Annotated in this window: 12 protein-coding genes; 11 read left to right on the top strand and 1 reads right to left on the bottom strand. The window is 58.5% G+C overall.

From position 1 onward, the window contains the following. Positions 1-309: 309 nt before the first annotated feature. Complete coding sequence (rsgA, locus tag BM235_RS13625) at positions 310-1434, top strand: ribosome small subunit-dependent GTPase A (protein WP_255374369.1); 1125 nt, start codon at positions 310-312, stop codon at positions 1432-1434. Positions 1435-1469: 35 nt separating this feature from the next. On the opposite strand, the gene BM235_RS13620 is transcribed toward rsgA, so the two are convergent. Then, positions 1470-2339 carry an AraC family transcriptional regulator gene (locus BM235_RS13620; RefSeq protein ID WP_090113973.1) on the bottom strand — a complete coding sequence of 290 codons (870 nt, stop codon included), beginning with the start codon at positions 2337-2339 and terminating at the stop codon, positions 1470-1472. Positions 2340-2464: 125 nt separating this feature from the next. Here BM235_RS13620 and BM235_RS13615 point away from each other — a divergent pair, with 125 nt between their 5' ends. The 10 genes from BM235_RS13615 to BM235_RS32550 all read left to right on the top strand — a co-directional run bounded on the left by BM235_RS13615 (position 2465) and on the right by BM235_RS32550 (position 19772). Beyond that, on the top strand, positions 2465-3535 hold the full coding sequence (locus tag BM235_RS13615) for a Gfo/Idh/MocA family protein (RefSeq protein ID WP_090113970.1): 1071 nt from the start codon (positions 2465-2467) through the stop codon (positions 3533-3535). A 194-nt stretch (positions 3536-3729) separates the two neighbouring features. Continuing rightward, positions 3730-4692: a sugar phosphate isomerase/epimerase family protein gene (locus BM235_RS13610; RefSeq protein WP_090113968.1), complete on the top strand. Its 963-nt coding sequence runs from the start codon at positions 3730-3732 to the stop codon at positions 4690-4692. A 23-nt stretch (positions 4693-4715) separates the two neighbouring features. After that, positions 4716-5849, top strand: a complete 1134-nt coding sequence (locus BM235_RS13605; protein WP_090114630.1) for a Gfo/Idh/MocA family protein — start codon at positions 4716-4718, stop codon at positions 5847-5849. Between the two features lie 411 nt (positions 5850-6260). Next, the gene (locus tag BM235_RS13600; protein WP_090113966.1) at positions 6261-7520 is read left to right on the top strand and encodes an FAD-dependent oxidoreductase; all 1260 of its coding nucleotides are present in this window, start codon (positions 6261-6263) and stop codon (positions 7518-7520) included. 124 nt (positions 7521-7644) lie between these two features. Then, positions 7645-9261: a response regulator gene (locus BM235_RS13595; RefSeq protein WP_090113964.1), complete on the top strand. Its 1617-nt coding sequence runs from the start codon at positions 7645-7647 to the stop codon at positions 9259-9261. Between the two features lie 37 nt (positions 9262-9298). Continuing rightward, on the top strand, positions 9299-11110 hold the full coding sequence (locus BM235_RS13590; RefSeq protein ID WP_090113962.1) for a cache domain-containing sensor histidine kinase: 1812 nt from the start codon (positions 9299-9301) through the stop codon (positions 11108-11110). Between the two features lie 94 nt (positions 11111-11204). Next, the gene (locus tag BM235_RS13585; RefSeq protein ID WP_090113960.1) at positions 11205-12170 is read left to right on the top strand and encodes an ABC transporter permease; all 966 of its coding nucleotides are present in this window, start codon (positions 11205-11207) and stop codon (positions 12168-12170) included. 12 nt (positions 12171-12182) lie between these two features. After that, positions 12183-13064, top strand: coding sequence for a carbohydrate ABC transporter permease (locus tag BM235_RS13580; RefSeq protein ID WP_255374368.1), 882 nt, complete (start codon positions 12183-12185; stop codon positions 13062-13064). A gap of 77 nt (positions 13065-13141) precedes the next feature. Continuing rightward, entirely contained in the window at positions 13142-14692 is a 1551-nt protein-coding gene (locus tag BM235_RS13575; RefSeq protein ID WP_090113957.1) for an extracellular solute-binding protein, read from the top strand. Positions 14693-14834: 142 nt separating this feature from the next. Beyond that, a complete protein-coding gene (locus BM235_RS32550; protein ID WP_090113955.1) occupies positions 14835-19772 on the top strand; it encodes a sugar-binding protein in 4938 nt (1645 codons plus the stop codon). Positions 19773-19874: the final 102 nt, after the last annotated feature.

The raw sequence follows: 19874 nt of genomic DNA, 5'->3' as shown, positions 1-19874 counted from the left end.
CGTATGCATCGGTCCCGAACGGAGCCGGCTTGGGAGACTAAGCCTTGATTTCGGCCATCATGGCCGGCTGCCGCGGAGACCGACCGGTCCCCGCGGTTTTTTGTTGTGCACGGAAACGCTCCCCGCTCGCACGGTCGCCTTAGACTGCAACGGGCAGACTGGGTAGGCACGACGATTGTCGTCGCGCTTTGCCTTGCCTTCAGGGAGAGAGTCCGTCCGGCCGCAGGGGGACCTGGGGCTTTTTGTGTTTTTTGATCGTTTACTTTTTGGCCGAAATTCAAATTAAACGACTAAGGGGTTATCCAACGAATGAACGAATATGCAAAAACCGCTTGGCCGGAAATGGAGATTTACGGCTGGGACGAAGCGCGGGACAAGGAATATGCGGCGCTGCCGCCGACGGGCAAAAAACTCGCCCCGGCTCGCGTCGTCGCGCAGTTCAGCCATCAGTACCGCATCGCTGCGCCTTGGGGAGACAGACTCGCCGAGGTGTCCGGCAAATTCGCTTTTACCGCGGCGACGCCGGGGGATTATCCCGCTGTCGGGGACTGGGTCGCCGCGGAGCTGCCAGACGGCGACTCGCACGCGGTCATTCATGCGCTGCTGCCGAGACGGACGTCGATCGTGCGCCGGGCGGCGGGCAGCCGTCCGGACGAGCAGATCATCGGCGCGAATATCGATACGGTGTTTATCGTCGTCTCGCTGAACGAGGATTGGAATCTGCGCCGCATCGAACGCTATCTGATCGCCGTGCGCGATGGAGGCGCGAGGCCCGTGCTGCTGCTGACGAAGGCCGACCTGTGCGAGGAGCCGGACCGGTATGTCCGGGAAGCGAAGGCGATCGCGCCGGAGGTGCCGGTCTTCCCGGTCAGCGCGCTGCTGGACGAGGGGCGCGAAGCGCTGGCTCCGTATTTGGCACGGGGCACGACGGTAGGCGCGACGGGCTCGTCGGGCGTAGGCAAGTCTACGCTGCTTAACTGGCTTGCCGGCGAAAGCCGTCAAGCCGTGCAAGGCATCCGCGAGGACGACGCCCGAGGCCGCCATACGACGACGCACCGCGAGTTGTTCGTGCTGCCGACGGGCGCTGTATGGCTCGACACGCCCGGCATGCGGGAGCTGCAGCTATGGGAATCGGACGACGGCTGGCAGGCGACGTTCTCGGATATCGAAGCGCTGGCGGCGTCATGCCGGTTCCGGGATTGCAGGCACGAGGCCGAGCAAGGCTGCGCCGTTCGGGAGGCGCTTGACGGCGGCGAGCTCGATCCGGCGCGCTACGCGAACTACCGCAAGACCGAGCGTGAGCTTGCGCGTCTTGCGCAGAAGGAGCAGCGCGCGGGCAAGCGTCACGCGAAGGAGGCGGCGGCGCGAGGCGCTAAGTCGGCGGCTGGCGGCATGAAGCAAAAACGCGTGCGACTATATGAAGACGAGGATTAAAAAACAGGCGGGCCGACGAGGCCCGCCTGTTTGCTTTACCTCCCCCAAGCCAGCATCTTGCGTTGGAACTCCTTGGGCGAGCAATGGTTGAACCGCTTGAACATCTTGTAGAAATGCGCCATGTTCGGCATGCCGATGCGGTCGCCGACCTCGCTGACGCTGAGATCGCGGGTGAGCAGCAGCTGCTCGGCGGTCTTGATCTTGCGGAAGTTGACGTATTCGGTGAACGAGATGCCCATCGACTTTTTAAAAAACTTCACGAAGTAATAATAGCTCATATTCGCCAGCCGGCAGGCGTCCTCGACGGTGACGCGTCCGGTGATGCCGGACTCTACGTAGTCGAGCACGGGCTTGAGCCGGATGCGTTCGACGCGGTCCTGTCCCGCGAGCAGCCCCATCTTGTCGTGCCGGATCATGACGAGCAGTATTTTTTTGATCAGCAGATTGACCGCGAGCTCGTAGCCCGCTTCCTTGCGCCGCGCTTCTTCGTAGATCTCCGCGATGCAGGAGGCCGCCTCGCGCCGCGCGACGGCGTTCTCCTTGAACAGGTAGTTCATGGCGCTCAGCGGGACCTTCGTCTCGTTGAAGTACTGCAGATACGAGATCGTGCTCTGGTCGAAAAAGGCCTGGAGATCGAACTGCAGCACGAGATACTGCACCTGGGCGTCGCCGTAGCTCCGGTCGCGGTGAAGCTGCGAGCTGCCGAGCACGACGACGTCGCCTTCGCGCATGACATGCGTCTCGCCGTTCACGTCGACGTCGAGACGGCCGCTCTGGACGAGCAGCAGTTCGCATTCGGGGTGGTGATGCCAGCCGTAGAGCAGATCGGCGTGGCGCGTCGCCTGCCATACCTTGATCGAGAGCAGCGGATTCTCGTATTCGATTTTCTCCTGTCTTGCCTGCATGCCGGGTGGCCTCCCTGACCAAAATCGCATAACGACCGCGCACCATTGCACATGGGAATCCGTTAGATGAATGATATACTTGAATTGTAGTTCTATCAGCGCGAACATTCAAGGAGGACAACCTTTTGAGTCAAGTGCACGTGGGCATGATCGGCTGCGGAGGCATCGCCTTCGGCAAGCATCTGCCGTCGCTCGCCAAGATCCCCGAAGCTAAAATAACCGCATTTTTCGACGTATCCCAAGAACGGGCGCACGACGCCAAGAACAAGTTCGGCACGCCGGACGCGCGCGTCTACGACAACGTCCAAGCGCTGCTTCACGATCCCGACGTTCATGTCGTGCACGTGTGCACGCCGAACGATACGCATGCCGAGATTTCCATCGCCGCGATGGAAGCGGGCAAGCACGTGCTCTGCGAAAAGCCGATGGCGAAGACGTCCGCCGACGCCCAGCGCATGCTCGAGGTGTCCGAGCGCACCGGCCGCAAGCTGAGCATCGCCTATCAGAACCGCTATCGCGCCGACAGCCGCTGGCTGTATGCGGCCTGCCGCGGCGGCGAGCTCGGAGAGGTATATCTGGCCAAGGCCCATGCGATCCGCCGCCGCGCGGTGCCGACCTGGGGCGTATTCCTCGATCTGGAAAAGCAGGGCGGAGGCCCGCTGATCGATATCGGCACGCACGCGCTAGACCTGGCGCTGTGGATGATGGACAACTACGAGCCGCGGACCGTCCTCGGGACGACCTACCGCAAGCTCGCCGAGCAGGGCAGCCCGGCCAACGCCTGGGGCAACTGGAATCCGGAGGCGTTCACCGTCGAGGATTCGGCGTTCGCGATGATCACGATGAAAAACGGCGCGACCGTGTGGGTCGAATCGAGCTGGGCGCTCAATACCCTGGACGTGGACGAGGCCAAGGTTACGCTGCACGGCTCCAAGGCCGGCGCGGACATGAAGGGCGGCCTGCGCGTCAACGGCGAGGAGCACGGCCAGCTTTACACCAAAGAAATTCTGCTCGGCAACCAGTTCGATCCTTCGATGCCGAGCGACTCTGCCGAGCGCGAGGCGCGCGCCTGGATCGACGCGATCCTGAACGATCAAGCGCCGGTCGTCACCGCCCGCCAAGGCTACGTCGTGCAGCAGATTCTCGAAGCGATCTACGAATCCGCGAACAAGGGACAAGCGATTTCCTTCGCTTAAACCTACGTTTTAAGTCTACGTTTTAAGCATATCGTTCTACCGCGTTAGTACCCTTTTCCACCGCGTCGCCGGAAGTCATCTCCGTTTTCTCGCAAAACGGAGATGACTTCCGGCGACCGTTCCTGTAAACTAAGTTTGCTGGATAAACAAAGACAACATGGACCTCTAATTATGAAAGGTTGGGTGAAGCGCTCGTGAAATTGGGAGTATTTCTCGTATTGTTCGGCCAGCAGGACCTCGAAGCCGCGCTGGATACGGCCAAAGCCGCCGGTCTCGAAGCCGTCGAACTCGGCTGCGGCGGATTTCCCGGCACCGCGCACGTTAACGCGCGTGAAGTGCTGAATGACGAAGCCGCGATCGCGCGCATCAAGAATGCGGTCGATTCCCGCGGCATGACGATCAGCGCGCTGAGCGTGCACGGCAATCCGTTGCACCCCGATGCAAGCGTTGCCAAGTCCGATCACGAGGACTTCGTCGCTACCGTCCAACTGGCTGAAAAGCTGGGCGTCGACACCGTCATCACGTTCTCCGGCTGCCCCGGCGAATCGGAGAATTCCAAATATCCTTCCTGGGTCACCTGCCCTTGGCCGCCGGACTTCCTCACCGTGCTCGAATGGCAGTGGAACGAAATCGCGATTCCTTATTGGAAAGAGCAATCCGCGTTCTGCCGCAAGCACGGCGTGCGCGTCGCGATCGAATCCCACCCTGGCTTCCTCGTCTACAATACCGAGACCGCGCTGCGCCTTCGCCGCGAAGCCGGCGACAATATCGGCGTGAACTTCGACCCGTCTCACCTGTTCTGGCAGGGCATGGATCCGATCGAGTGCGTGAAGGCGCTCAGCGATTCGATCTTCCACGTGCACGCCAAGGACACGAAGATCGACGCCCGCAACACCGCCCTGAACGGCGTGCTCGACACGAAGCACTACGGCGACATCCTGAACCGTTCGTTCGTCTTCCGCACGGTCGGCTACGGGCATGACGACGAGTTCTGGAAGAACCTCGTCAGCACGCTGCGCCTGGTCGGCTACGACGGCGTCATCAGCATCGAGCACGAGGACGGGATCATGAGCGTAAACGAAGGCTTCACCAAAGCCGCGGGCTTCCTGAACGGCCTCATACTGAAAGAAAGCGCGGGTGAGATGTGGTGGGCGTAAACGACAAGAAGCTGAACGTCGGCATGGTGGGCTACAAGTTCATGGGCAAAGCCCACAGCCATGCGTACAAGGACGTCGGCATGTTCTTCGATCTCGAAGCGCCGGTCGTCATGAAGGCGATCTGCGGACGCGACGAGCAGGGCGTCAAGGAAGCGGCCGACAAGTTCGGTTGGGAAAGCTACGAGACCGACTGGAAAAAGCTCGTCGCGCGCGACGACATCGACTTCATCGACATCAACGCGCCGAGCGACGCCCACAAGGAGATCGCGCTCGCTGCGATCGCCGCCGGCAAGCACGTCTTCTGCGAAAAGCCGCTGGCGCTGAACCTGGCCGACGCGCGCGAAATGCTCGACGCCGCCGAAAAAGCGGGCGTCAAGCACGCCATTTGCTTTAACTACCGCTTCCTGCCGGCCGTGCAGCTGGCCAAGCAGATCATCGAAAGCGGCAAGCTTGGCGAGATCCACCATTACCGCGCGACCTACCTGCAGGACTGGCTGGTCGATCCCGAGGCACCGCTCGCATGGCGTCTCAAGAAGGAAGTGGCCGGTTCCGGTACGCATGGCGACCTGAACGCCCACAGCATCGACCTCGCCCGCTTCCTGATCGGCGAGTTCGACCGCGTCGTCGGCCACAGCCGCACGTTCGTGAAGCAGCGTCCGATTCCGTCGTCGACGTCCGGCCTGTCCGGCAAGGGCACGTCCGAGATGGGCGAAGTGACCGTAGACGACGCTACCGGCTTCCTGGCCGACTTCAAGAACGGCGCGATGGGCGTCTTCATCGCCTCCCGCTTCGCGGCAGGCCGCAAAAACCATAACACGTTCGAAATCCACGGCAGCAAGGGCACGATCCGCTGGGATCTCGAGCGTCTGAACGAGCTCGAGGTTTACTTCCGCGAGGACGAGCCCGAACTGGCCGGCTTCCGCACGATCCTGGCAACCGATCCGTCGCACAAATACGCGGCCAACTGGTGGCCGGCCGGTCATATCATCGGTTACGAGCACGGCTTCGTGCACATCGTGTACGAGTTCCTGCAACATATGGCGACCGGTTCGCCGTTCGCGCCGACCTTCCTGGACGGCGTGCGCTGCCAAGAGGTGCTCGAAGCGGTCGATCTGTCGATCGAGCGCGGCGCCTGGGTCGGCATCGAAGAAGTATAATGCAGTTTCCGGCGGTATTCCTACTATTCGCCGGCCCCAAAAATCCCTCGGCTCTTTAGAGCCGGGGGATTTTTTTGCTGGCGTGTCCCATTATCCCATCGGTTCAGGCGGGAAGGCTTCATCGATGGCCGTTAATGGTTGTCGATGACCGATAAGGGTTGTCGATGACCGTTAAGGTCGTCAACGGTCATCGATGGTCACCGATCGTCGTCGATCGATGAGACGAAATTGCGTATGTAATCCATTTTAAATAAATGGTAGTATCAGGATGTCGCATCATTCGCATTGCCGTGGAACCCGCGGCATTTTTTGCATGGAATAACACCAGAAATAGTAGGATCCACCCTGTAGACCGTTTCCAAAACATCTGATAATAGAGGATATCATGGGAAGCAAAGGGAGGTTATCCGAATGAATCATTACGCATTCCAGAAAAACGTGGCTGTCTATGACAAAGCGGATATTTTGGTCGTAGGGGGCGGTCCGGCCGGCGTGGCTGCCGCCATCGCGGCGGCAAGGCGCGGGAAAAAAGTCACGCTGCTCGAACAATCCGGACAATTGGGCGGCATGGGCACTTTGGGCAATGTCAGCGTATTTATGGGCGTCGGAAACGTGACGGGCATTTATCGCGAGATCGTGTCCGAAGTGCTGCCTGAGCAGGCGGTTCCGGACGACCATAAAGGTTCGATCTGGCCGCAGTACAGTCCGTTCCGGCTGCGGCACTATTTGAACGAGAAGCTGGAAAAGGAAGGCGTGCAGGTGTTGTTCCACGTCAGCTGCGCGGGAACCGTCACCGAGAAGGGGCAGGTCAAGGCGGTCATCGCGAATTCGCGCGAAGGGCTGCTGGCGTTTGAAGCGGACGTGTTCATCGACTGCACGGGAGACGGGCGCGTAGCCATCGAAGCGGGGGCCGACTACACGTCGGGCCGCGAAGCCGACGGACTGACACAGCCCATGACGATGATGTTCATGATGCAAAATACCGGTCAGCCCGTCAAACGGCAACTGCCGGAGGGCTGTTATCATTATGAAAACGTATCCGAATTGCCGCAAGGAAGACTGCTCCATTGGGAGCAAAGCGAACCGGGCAATCTGCTCGTCAACATGACCCGCGTGAGGGGAAACGGAGCCAAAGTCAAAGACGTCAGCTATGCGGAAAAGGAATCGCTGCGGCAAGCGTTCTCCGTCGCCGACTATTTGCAGCGCAACGGATTCGAGAACTACGCGCTTACTCATATTCCGGGTCAGGTCGGCGTCCGGGAGACGAATCAGATCGTCGGTCATTACACGCTGACCGAGGACGATATTCTCTCCAGCCGGAGATTCGACGACGTGGTGGCGCAAACCAACTACGAGATCGACATTCACAATCCGGACGGCAAGTCGGGCACCGACGAGCGGGCAGTGAAAGGTTACGACATTCCGTACCGCTGTCTGCTTCCGCAGGGCGTTCAAGGCTTGCTCGTAGCGGGGCGCTCGATATCGGCCACGCATGTGGCCATGTCTTCGATGCGGATTCAGGCGACGTGCTATGCGCTCGGCCAGGCGGCGGGCGTCGCGGCCTCGATCGCGGCGGATCGAGGAATGCCGCTGGAGCAGGTCCGTGCGGATGAGCTGCATGAAGCGCTAAGACAGCAAAACGTGATGTTTTTGAAGAACGCCGCCCAGTGATTCGGTCGCTCCATCGTCCGTGAAAAGCGCACAAACGGGTTCAAGTGCCGGAGCAGCTGCGAGGCCCGTTTGTGCTTTTTGTCGTCATAACGTTCCTTCATGTTCGGATGAGGAGGCTGGAAGGATGTATAAGTTGGTCATTATCGACGATGAGCCGGCCGTCCGGGACGGGCTTGGCAAATTCGTGGATTGGGGCGAATACGGTATCGAATTGGCCGGCACGGCTGACGACGGCGATACGGGGCTGGAACTGATCGAACGGGTGAAGCCCGACATCGTACTGACGGACGTCATGATGCCGGCGATGGACGGGATCCGTATGTCCAGGGACGTTCGCGAGCGGTTCCCCGAGACGAAGATCGTATTCATCAGCGGTCACAACGACGCGAACTATTTGCGTTCGGCCTTGCAAATTCATGCTGCCGATTATATTTTCAAGCCGGTCAAACGGACCGAGCTTCGGAAGGTCGTCGAAGGGGTCGTGCAGGACCTGCACGCCAAAGAAAAGGAGCGGCAGCTGCTCAAGGACATGCAGGTGAAATTGACTCAGAGCATGCCGCTGCTTCGCGAGAAGTTTCTGATGTCGCTGATCCAGGATGGCGTCGCAAATACAGATGAACTGCAGGAAAGGGCTGCGTTTCTCAATCTGGCGCTGCCGCTCGAGACGCCATGCCTCGTACTCGCCATAACCATTGACGATACGGAGGAAGTGTACGGCGGCCGCTCGGAGCGGGACAAGCAGCTGTTGTCTTACTCGCTCTTGAACATCGTTCAGGAGCTGATCGACCAGTTCCTGCCCGGGTATGCGTTCGAAAACAAAGTCGCCGAATACGTGGCGCTGCTGGTGCTTGACGATCGGCTGCAAGACCCGGAGGATACGCTGCTCTCGCTGGCAAAGGCGATCCGGGACAATCTGCAGCGATGGCTGAAGATCAGCGTGACGATCGGCATCGGCGGGCGCGCCGAGCACATCGGCTTGCTGCCGGCGTCCTACAGGCATGCCCGCGAAGCGGCGGACCAGAAATGGTATATGGGCAAAAACCAGGTGATCACCATGGACAGTTTGGAGAGCGGTACCGCAGGCCCGATCCGGTTCGATTCCCGCCAGAGCGAGCGGCTGCTGTCCAGCCTGAAGTCGGGAGAGAAACACCGATTGGAGACGGAACTGGACGGCATCTTCGAATCGCTGGCGCCGGTCCGCAAGGAAGGCATCAAATTCGTCAGGCACGCAGGGCTGCAAATGATCGCGCTCGCCGGCAGGCTGCTGCTTGAACTTAACCTGCTTACCCGCGAAAAGGAAGAGCAGGAGGCCCGGGCATTGGACCGTCTCATAAAGCTGGAGACGATGGCGGAGCTAAGGGGATTTGTAAGCGATTACTTATGCGGCATCTGCTGCTGGATTCAGGAGAAGCGGAGCGGGCGGTCGAGCAACGTCATCGAGCATACGCAGAAATACATAGCCGAGAATTATGCCAAAAACTTATCGATCGCGGAGATCGCGGCCAGCGTCTACCTCAGCCAAACGTATGTGAGCCTTTTGTTTAAGCAGGAGACCGGAGAGACGATTTACGAATATTTGATGAAAGTCCGCATCGAGAAAGCGAAGGAGCTGCTGCGCGATCCCCGCATCAAGTTTTACGAAGTGTGCGAGCAGGTCGGTTATACGGATCCGAGCCACTTCGGCAAGCTGTTCAAAAAGATGACCGGCCTTACGTTAAGCGCCTACAGGGATCAGCAATAGAAGAGGAACGGGGTTCCATGCAAAAGGAGTCGATCCGGTGAAAAGCGTCCTGCGAAAAAGAAGGAGCCGCGCATTCGAGCTGTGGCAAGGCATATTGGCGGCCAGAAGATGGATGCTCGCCTACGGACTGCTGATTTTTCTGCCGGCTTGCATCATGCTGTTCGTCTATTACGAACAGTCCTCCCGGATTTTGCAGGAGGAGGTGACCCAGACCATGAAGCAGACGCTGAAGCAGGCAGGCATTAACTTGAGCTCGCGGCTCGATTACGTGCAAAATTCATCCAATTCCTTATTCATGAACCATAAGCTGTATGAAAATCTGGATCCTGCCCATCCGATCATCGAGCGCATCAATCAATCGAAGGAGCTGCGCAATTTGCTCGAGTCGGTGCAGACGGCGCCCGACATCGTCAGGGCGCGTATTTTTACCGATCCGGACAATCTGTACGGCTTCGATTTATTGAATCTTTTTCCGCTGGACAACGTGAAAGAACGCCCTTGGCGCGAAGAAGTCATGAACGCCGGGGGCAGCATCGTTTGGACGGGGGTCTACGAAGAACACTATCTGGACGCGGGACCGACACGGATTCTTTCCTGCGTCCGCATGCTGAGGCACCCGCGGAATTTCGATCGGACGCTTGGCGTGCTGATGCTGGACGTTCCCGAAAAGATGGTCGCGGACATCCTTTCCGAGCTTGATTTCCCGGCGCAAAGCCGCATCTATATCATGGATCGCAGCGGGACGATCGTTTACAGCGCGGAGCATGCCTTGGTCGGCACCAAGTCTGCGCTCGCGAGCGAGTCCGACGAAGGGATCCTCGAACGATCCGACGGCGGCGTCGATTTGTTCGGGCTGCTCGCGCCGATCAAAACCGCGGATTGGCGGCTCGTGCTGGAGGTGCCTAAGACCGGTCTGACGCACCGCGCGACCGCGTTAAGTCAATGGTCCGGCATCGCGACGATCGCGGGCATGACGGTCATGTTTTTGATTCTCGTATTCGTGCTGCTGGCGTTCGTCATTAACGGCATGAACCGCCGCATCAAGTCGGTCGTCAAGACGATCCGCACGGAAGGCGTCGAAGGGCTTGAGGAGGCGCGTACGGTCACGGGGGGCGACTTTTATTTGCTCGAGCGGGTCGTCGATCACTTGGTGCACCGGGTGAAGGATCTGATGGAGGAAGCCTATCGATCGAAAATGCTGGAACGGGAAGCCGAGCTTCGCGCGCTGCAGGCGCAGATTAACCCGCACTTCCTCTACAATACGCTGGACACGATCAACTGGCTCGCGATCTCGCGCGACGCCGACGATATCAGCCATATGATCGAAAGCCTGTCCGACTATTTCCGGCTGAGCCTGAACAAAGGGAAGGATGATGTCCGCGTAGCGGACGAACTGGAGCTTGCGAGAGTGTATCTGGAAATTCAGCAGAATCGGTTTCCTTCGACGTTCGAATTCGCGATCGAAGCGGAGCCGGAGGCGAACGCGTGCATCATTCCGAAGCTGACGCTGCAGCCCATCGTCGAAAATGCGCTCCTGCACGGCATCCGCAAGAACAAAAGCAAAACCGGGACGATTTGCATTCGCGCGCGCCTGATCGGCGACGAGCTTGTCATCGCGATCTCGGATGACGGCATCGGCATGGAGGAGGAGCTGGCTGCCGGTCTATTGTCCGAATCGCGTCCTTCGCAGCGTTCCGAAGGAGGCGGCAGCTCGTACGGGCTTTTCAACGTGAACGAGCGAATCAAGCTGATGGCCGGCTATGAATACGGACTTACGGTCCTCTCCCGTCCGGGCGAGGGCACGGTCGTGACCATTCGTCTCAGGGCGCAGCAGGAGCAACAAACATAGTAGGATACGACGTGAAAGTGTCGGATTGCCATCTACATGACGCATCGCCCTGCAGGTACAATGAAGCCATAAGTGCAGGAGGTGCTACCATGATATGAGCGAGCTTATCACCCCATTGAACGATAAGGCAGAACGGACTCGCGTTTCGCGCAAACGCGAAAGCAGACGGCGATTGGTATGGCGAAACTTCGATACCTATTTGCTGCTGGTGCCCGGCCTTCTGCTACTGCTCCTGTTCAAATACGTCCCCATGTACGGCGTCGTGATCGCATTTCAGGATTACAACATCTTCGACGGGATCTCGGCAAGCGAATGGGTGGGGCTGGAGCAGTTCCGCAAGCTCATGCATTCCTCGGAATTCATGCAAGTGTTCGCGAATACGCTGCTCATCAGTATCTACAAGATCGTGCTGCTGTTCCCGATCCCGATCCTCATCGCGCTGCTGCTGAACGAGATTCGCTTCACGGCGTTCAAGCGGACCGTCCAGACGATCATTTACATGCCCCACTTCTTGTCCTGGGTCATCATCTCCGGTCTATTCATGACCATCCTGTCTCCTTCCGACGGCTTTGTCAATTCCGTCATCCAATGGTTCGGCGGCGAACCGATCAAGTTTTTTATGGACAACAGCGTGTTCCGAAGCGTCGTCGTGTTCACGGCGGGCTGGAAGGAGATCGGGTGGAACGCCATCATCTTCATCGCCGCGCTCGCGAGCATCGAGCAGGAGCAATACGAAGCGGCTTCGATCGACGGCGCAAGCCGCCTGCGGCAGATGTGGCATATCTCGCTTCCCGGCCTATTGCCGACGATCATCCTGATGCTCATTCTGAGACTCGGCATCGTGCTGGACGCGGGTACGGAGCAGATCCTGACGATGTACAATCCTACCGTCTACGAATCCGGCGACGTCATCGGCACCTATGTCTATCGGACGGGCCTCGGCAAGATGGATTACAGCTTCAGCACCGCGGTCGGCCTCTTCAATTCGGTCGTCGGCTTCATTCTGGTCGTCTCCGGCAACTGGTTCAGCAAGAGAGTGCTGAAGCGCGGAATCTGGTAAGGGAGAGCTGACATGCACATTCATAAAAGAACGTTTGGCGACTGGGTGCTGGATATCTTCGTCTACGGCTTCATGATCGTCTTGGGACTCATAACGCTGCTGCCCGTCATTTATGTTTTTTCCAAATCCGTAAGCTCCGACTGGGCGCTCGTATCGGGCCGCGTGAACCTGCTGCCTGTCGGCTTCCAGATCGATACGCTGGTGAACGTCGTTACCTCCCACGCCTTCAGCCGGGCGTTCGTCATCTCGGTCATCGTGACGTCGGTGGGGACCCTGCTCAGCATCCTGGTGACGGCGATTACGGCCTATCCGCTGTCCAAGCGACATTTGCCGGGCATTTCCTTCATCATGGTGATGTTCATCTTCACGATGCTGTTTAACGGCGGACTCATTCCCAATTATCTGCTGATCCGCGAGCTGCATCTGATCAACAGTCTATGGTCGCTCATTTTGCCGGCGATGATCAGCGTTTTCAACATGCTGGTGATCAAGAGTTATTACGAGGGGCTTCCCGAAGCGCTTGAAGAATCGGCGCGGATCGACGGAGCGAGGTCCTATACGATCCTGTTCCGCATCATTTTGCCGCTCAGCATGCCCGTTCTCGCGACGATCGCCTTGTTCTATGCCGTCGGCTTTTGGAACGACTACTTCAGTCCGATGCTCTACATCAACGATCCTGCGCTCAAAACGCTTCAATTGCATCTGCGCGACGTCGTGATGGAGAACGATACGGCAAACGCGATCAACAAGTCAGCAGATGATCTAATGAATATGTCGCCGGAAAGCATCCGGGCCGCTACCGTAGTCGCTTCAACCGTACCGATTCTTCTCGTCTATCCGTTCCTTCAGAAGTATTTTATCAAGGGCGTATTGATCGGCTCCGTCAAAGGTTGATGCTGCATTAACGCCGGCGGAAAACACCGCCGCTTAATGATAAATCGTAAACGATACACGGGAGGTTTAAGAAAAAGATGATGAAAACGATGAACAAATGGATCGCGCTCCCTGCGGCGGTCAGCCTCATGCTTCTTTCCGCATGCGGATCGAATGGCGAGGGAGCGGGCAATGCGGAGAAAAGCGCCTCGGCGCCGTCCACCCAGTCCCCGTCGGCAAGCGAAGCCGCCAAGCCCGAATTGAAAGCGCTTATGCGTCTGGGCCCCAACTTCGAAAAAGATCCGATCGCCGCCATGCTGGAAGAGAAGACCGGCTACAAAGTCAATTACGAAGCGCTCCCGGTGGATAAGCCGGAGGACAAACTCAATCTGCTGATCGCTTCCTCCGAGCCTTACGACATCGTCTCGACGGGCGGGGATAGCAGCTCCAAAGCCATTTATGCCGACTATGCCAAAAAGGGCGCGCTGGTCGATCTGACGCCGCTCATTGAGAAATACGGGAAAAACATCAAGGCGTCGTTATCCGCAGAGACGCTGGAAATGGCCAAGGTCGACGGCAAGATCTATGCGATTCCGACGAGATCCATCGAATCCGTCGGCACGAGCCTGATGATCCGCAAGGATTGGCTGGATAAGCTGGGTCTGCAAGTGCCGACGACGCTCGACGAGCTGACGGCCGTCCTCAAAGCGTTCAAGGAAAAGGACCCCGGCGGCAACGGAGCCAAAAACATCCCGATGGCGATCAAGGGCGACGTTCCGATGGTCGACAACATCGTCGGCGCCTTCGGCATCGTTAACGATTGGAACGAAGTGGACGGCAAGCTGGTCCCCCGCGCCATGAATCCTTCGTTTAAGGACTATTTGTCGTACATGTCCGATCTTTACAAGCAAGGGCTGCTCGATCAGGAGTTCGCGATCAACAAGGACGCGACGGTGAAGGAAAAGTTCACGAACGGCAAGGCGGGCGTCATCGTGCTGCACTGGGCCGACATTCCGCAGATCGACGACGCGCTTAAGAAAAACTTCCCGGATGCCGCGTATGCGTACATTCCCGCGCTGGCAAGCAAGGACGGCCAGGCAGGCCTGGCGCAGTCATCCGGTTTCGACCGGCTGACCTTCGTGCCAAAGTCCTCCAAGCATCCGGAAGACGCGATCAAATGGATCGACGCCAAGCTGGACCCGGATACGTTCAAAAACATGGCGATCGGCCTGGAGGGCACGCACCATACGTTCAAGGACGGAAACTATTATCCGATTCTGCCGATCTTCAATGACGAGCGCGGCTCGGCCAGCAACTATTTGACCGGTATCGACGAGAAAAACTATCCGATCTATTGGCAGGCCCGCGTCCGCAAGGACGAGCGGCTCTACAAGGGCTGGGAAGCGCTGAACAAGCAGCAGAAGCCGGAAGCGTTCAAGAAAAATCCTCTGGGATTGGCGCCCTATTTGCCGGATTACTCCAAGGAAGACGCGCAGCTCGGCCAGATGGTCAACGATTATGCCGTCAAAGTGATCGTCGGCGCCGAGCAATTGGCTGGGTTCGACGCCTTCACGGACCAATATAAAAAGGCCGGCGGCCAAACGAGCTACGACGAAATCAACGCCTGGTACGCGACGGTTAAGAAATAACGCAGTGCGGCAGTCTGCTAGCTTCTCTTGGAAAGCGCAGGCTGCCGCACTTGCTGTATTTAATCCAAAAAGTAGATTACGCAAAGGGGGGATAAATGCTGAAAGTCGGGCAAGTGGATATCCATTATGGGAGGGAATAGGGATGATCGGCTTGGAATTATCGAAAAGATGGAAATCGCGCGTTGTTTTGATGCTCTTTTTTCTGATCGGTATGCTCCTGTTCAATGTTAAATCCCTCAATGCCGCTCAACCGGAAGCTTACAATTGGCAAAACGTGCGCATCGGCGGGGGCGGCTTCGTAACCGGGATCGCCATTCACCCGACCGAGCCGGATCTCGTTTATATCCGCACCGACGTCGGCGGCGCTTTGCGCTGGGACTCGGCCAATCAGAAGTGGATTCCGCTTTTGAATGCGGTTCCACGCGAGAAATACAACTATTACGGCGTTGACAGCATCGCCCTCGATCCGTCGAACCCGGAAGTGGTGTACATCGCGGCGGGCAAGTACAACTATGTCGGCGCGCCGGCGGATATTCTGAAATCGACGGACCGGGGAGCCACGTGGAACCCGACCGGCTTCACTCCCAGACATTATGGCAACGGGTCGGGCCGGGATTTGGGCGAGCGGCTTGCCGTGGATCCGAACGACGGTCAAATCATCTACATGGGAACCCGGTACGACGGGCTTTGGAAAAGCACGTCCGGCGCGAGCAACGGCTCCTGGCAGCAGGTAACGAGCTTCCCGACCATGGGCGCCGATCCGACCGGACTCAACTTTGTCATGTTCGACAAGAGCACGGGGTCTCCGGGCAATCCGTCGCAGACGATCTATGTCGGCGTCAAAGGCACCGGTATCTACCGAAGCACGGACGGGGGAGCGTCTTGGACGCTGATGGCCGGAAGCCCGTTGACGCCTCGTCGGGCTGTTCTTGCCGGTGGCGGCACCCTGTACGTAACTTACGAGTCGGGCGTCGCCAAGTATGCAGGCGGCGTATGGACGGATATTACGCCGCCGTCGACAGGAAGATACAACGGCATTACGGTAGATCCCACCAATTCGAACATCGTGATGACGGCCATCGAGGATGGCTCGAACACGCCGGCGCCGATCTACCGATCGACGAACGGCGGCACGAACTGGACGCAGATCACTTTCGTCAAGCATCAGAACGTTCCTTGGTGGACGAGTAATTGGTTCGCCGCCAATACGTCCACCTTGACCATCGATCCCCATGACCCGAAGCGGGTGTGGCTGACCGACTTCTACGGCACATGGCGTACGGACGATATAACGGCAAGCCCGTCCCACTGGTATACGTACGAAGAAGGCCATGAGGAAGTGGTGACGTTCACCCTGCGCAGCACGCCGATCGGCGCGCCGCTGCTGAGCGGGCACGCGGATGTCGACGGCCTGCGCCATACGTCGCTTGCGACGTATCCGAGCACCAAATTCGGCGGACCTTCGATGGGCGATACGACTTCCATCGACTTTCAAGAGAGCAATCCGAACTTCATCGCCCGGGTAGGCTCCACGCGCTATGCCAGCTCGGGAGGCGGCGGCTACAGCACCAACAACGGGGCGACCTGGACGGCGTTCCCGAATCCGCCGGGCATCGCGGGCCGCATCGCCGTATCGGCCGGCAGCGAGACGATGGTCTGGGTACCCCAATTCGGCAGTCCGCTGTATTCGACCGATCGGGGGCTATCGTGGACGCCGGGAACGGGCGCGCCGTCCGGAACGGTACACGATTTCTGGGTCTGGTACCAGCCTCTCGCGTCCGACCGGGTCAATAACAACACGTTCTATCTGTTGGAACGAGGGACGTGGAAATTGTTCCGCAGCACGAACGGAGGGGCCTCTTGGTCGCTCGCTTCCACGATACCGGTATCGCTGAGCAAGACGCCCGCGTATTTCAGCATCAAGGCAGCACCGGGCAAGGCCGGCGAATTGTGGGCCAGCCTGGATGGGGGAGGTCTCTGGCGCTCCAGCAATGCCGGCGATACGTGGACGCAGCTGCCGAACGTGCAGCAGGCAACGCTGTTCGCATTCGGGAAAAACAAGCTCGGCTCTCCGGATCCTACCGTCTTCGTCTACGGCAAGGTGGACAGTACCGTCGGTATTTTCCGCTCCGACGACTTCGGCGCCACCTGGGCGAAGATCGACGTACTCGACCCGGCGATCGGCGACGAAGCCAATACGATGGAAGGCGACCGACAAACCTGGGGACGCGTTTATATCGGAACGAACGGCAACGGCGTTTATTACGGCGACACCCTGATGAGCGAAGGGACAGATACGGAACCGCCGACTACGCCTGCGAACCTGACGTCTCCGTCGCTTACGTCGGCGACCGTCAACCTGTCCTGGACGGCTTCGACCGACAATACCGGCGTGGCCGGATACAACATTTACAACGGAGGCACGTACGTCGGGGCCACCACGACGCCTTCGAGCACCAGCTATACCGTAAGCGGCTTAACGCCTAACACGACGTATTCGTTTACGGTGCGGGCCAAAGACGGCGCGGGCAATCTCTCGGCCGCGAGCAATGCGCTGAGCGTGACGACGGCGTCTCCGCCGGCATCGCCGACGAATCTGACGAAGACATCGGCAACGCTCACGAGTCTCAGCCTGAGCTGGAGTCCGCCGTCCAATCTGTCCGGCGTCGTCGGTTACAACCTATACGTCGGTTCCAAGCAGGTGGCCGCTACCTCGGGCACGACCTATACGCTTACGAACCTGCTGCCGGACCGCTCGTATTCGGTGACGGTTCGTTCGTTCGACGCCGCAGGCAGCACGTCTGCAGCGAGCAATACGCTTGCCGCGACGACCGCGGCAGGTCCGGGCACGCTTGCCTTCAGCGACGATTTTCAGGACGGGGTTGCGGACGGCTGGACCTCCGCGAACGGGATCTGGTCCGTCATAACGTCGGGCGGATCCAAGGTTTACAGGCAATCCTCCTGGCCGACGGTCGATTCGTTCAGCACGGTCGACGCAAGCGCGTATACCAATTACAGCGTGGAAACGAATATTAAACTTACGCAGAACGACAGCGACCTGGCAGCCGGCATTACGGCTCGCTATCAAGATCCGGGCAACTTTTACTACTTCCGGGTCAAGGCGGGCAAGCTGCAGATCGGGAAATCGGTGAACGGGGCAATCACGATTCTGACCGCGAAAAATTACATCATGACGACGAACGTCGTTTACTCGTTCACGGCGGTATTGAACAACAGCACGCTCGATTTGTACGTGAACGGGTTCAAGGAATTGTCGGTTACGGATACGAGCCTTACTTCGGGGAAAATCGGTCTGTACGCCTTTAAAACAAGCGTGGAATTCGATGATGTGAAAGTCGTCCGCGACCGCGATTTTGCGCCGCCGACGGCTCCCGGCAATTTGCGCTTGGCGTCAAAGAGCGAGACGACGGCAGACCTCGCGTGGGATGCGTCCTCGGACAATATCGGCGTCGCCCAATATGAGGTGTATCAAGGTTCGACTTTGATCGGAACCGCCGCGTCCAACGCGTATTCCGCGACCGGCCTTACGGCGAATACCGCCTATACCTTCAGCGTCAAAGCGAAGGATGCGGCAGGCAACGTGTCCGCGGCGAGCGCCGCGCTGAATCTCACGACCGATCCGTATCTGTATCAGGCGAAGAAGACGATCGCCGCCATAACCGTGAACGGAACGCTTGACGAAGCAGGCTGGTCGGCGTCCGCGTTCAAGCAAATCAAGAAGGCGATCGTCGGCACGCCGAACAATACGGCCCAATTCAGTACAGTGTGGGACAACAATTATTTGTACGTGGGCGTCAAAGTCATCGACGGCAATCTGTACAATACCGCTACGCTGCCCTATTACGACGACTCCGTCGAGGTTTATATCGACAGCAACAACAATAAAGGGACGACGTATGACAGTTATGACCAACAGTACGTAAAGGGCTGGAACGACGGCGCGCTCTGGCTGCAGCGAACGATGCCAAACGGGGTGCTGCACGCATGGGCGCCGATTCCGGGCGGATACAGCGTGGAGCTTGCGATTCCGTGGAGCTCGCTCGGCCTGACGCCGACCGCCGGCTTGACCGTCGGCTTCGACGTGGCGAACAATGACACGGACACCGGCGCCGCCCGCGAGAGCCAGCTGATGTGGGCAGGCACGAACGATAACTGGACGAATACGTCCGCCTTCGGGAGCCTCCAGCTGTCCTCCGTCTCGATCGGAGATACGCAACCGCCGACAGCGCCAGCGAATTTGACGGCGCCCTCGCACACCGACCGGACGGCGACCTTGTCCTGGACGGCTTCGACGGACAATGTCGGCGTGACCGGCTACAACGTTTATAACGGCGCCAGTTTGGTTGCATCCGTCGCTTCGACGACCTATACGGTCACCGGGCTGACGCCGGGAACCAGCTATAACTTCAGCGTGAAAGCGAAGGATGCGGAAAACAACGTATCGGCGGCGAGCAACACGGTCAGCGTCACGATGGATGCGTCCTACACGCTGCTCTCCGTGGCCAAGACGAATGCCGCCATCCAAATCGACGGCTCGCTCGGCGAAACGGCATGGGCGATCACGAAACAAGCGAGCAAAAACGTGAGCGGAACTTCTAACAACACCACGCAGTTCGGGGTACTGTGGGACGATAACTATTTGTACGTCGGGATCGCGGTCGCCGACGCCAATCTGTACAACAATTCGGCGGAGCCCTATTCCGACGATTCCGTCGAGATTTATATCGACGGAGATCATAACAAGGGCACGAGCTATGACGGCTTTGACCGGCAGTTTATCAAAGGCTGGAACGACAGCGCCCTGTTCGAGTCGCGAAGCTTCACGAACGGCGTGCAGCACGCATGGGCCGCGACGGCGGGCGGATACAGCGTGGAGATGGCGATTCCGTGGAGTTCGCTCGGCATTACGCCATCCGCCGGCATGCTTATCGGCTTCGATATCGCGAACAATGACGAGGACGACGGCAACGGCCGGCAAAGCCAAACGGTATGGGCCGGCGAGTCTACGAACTGGACGGATACGTCCGCCTTCGGGGAATTAAAGCTGTTGGCGCCGTAAGAGTACCGATATTATAATGGATCGCATCTGAGTCGATGGGATAATAGGACGAAATAAAAAGGGCCTTCTCGCTTTGGCGGGAAGGTCCTCTTTTACTTGTGT

Source organism: Cohnella sp. OV330, assembly GCF_900112065.1.
Taxonomy (GTDB): Bacteria; Bacillota; Bacilli; order Paenibacillales; family Paenibacillaceae; genus Cohnella.
This window is presented reverse-complemented; position numbering and strand designations above follow the sequence as displayed.

Coding starts and splice junctions, on each gene's coding strand:
- rsgA (WP_255374369.1), top strand. CDS start 310: ATGAACGAATATGCAAAAACCGCTTGGCCGGAAATGGAGATTTACGGC.
- BM235_RS13620 (WP_090113973.1), bottom strand. CDS start 2,339: ATGCAGGCAAGACAGGAGAAAATCGAATACGAGAATCCGCTGCTCTCG.
- BM235_RS13605 (WP_090114630.1), top strand. CDS start 4,716: ATGGTGGGCTACAAGTTCATGGGCAAAGCCCACAGCCATGCGTACAAG.
- BM235_RS13600 (WP_090113966.1), top strand. CDS start 6,261: ATGAATCATTACGCATTCCAGAAAAACGTGGCTGTCTATGACAAAGCG.
- BM235_RS13595 (WP_090113964.1), top strand. CDS start 7,645: ATGTATAAGTTGGTCATTATCGACGATGAGCCGGCCGTCCGGGACGGG.
- BM235_RS13585 (WP_090113960.1), top strand. CDS start 11,205: ATGAGCGAGCTTATCACCCCATTGAACGATAAGGCAGAACGGACTCGC.
- BM235_RS13580 (WP_255374368.1), top strand. CDS start 12,183: ATGCACATTCATAAAAGAACGTTTGGCGACTGGGTGCTGGATATCTTC.
- BM235_RS13575 (WP_090113957.1), top strand. CDS start 13,142: ATGATGAAAACGATGAACAAATGGATCGCGCTCCCTGCGGCGGTCAGC.
- BM235_RS32550 (WP_090113955.1), top strand. CDS start 14,835: ATGATCGGCTTGGAATTATCGAAAAGATGGAAATCGCGCGTTGTTTTG.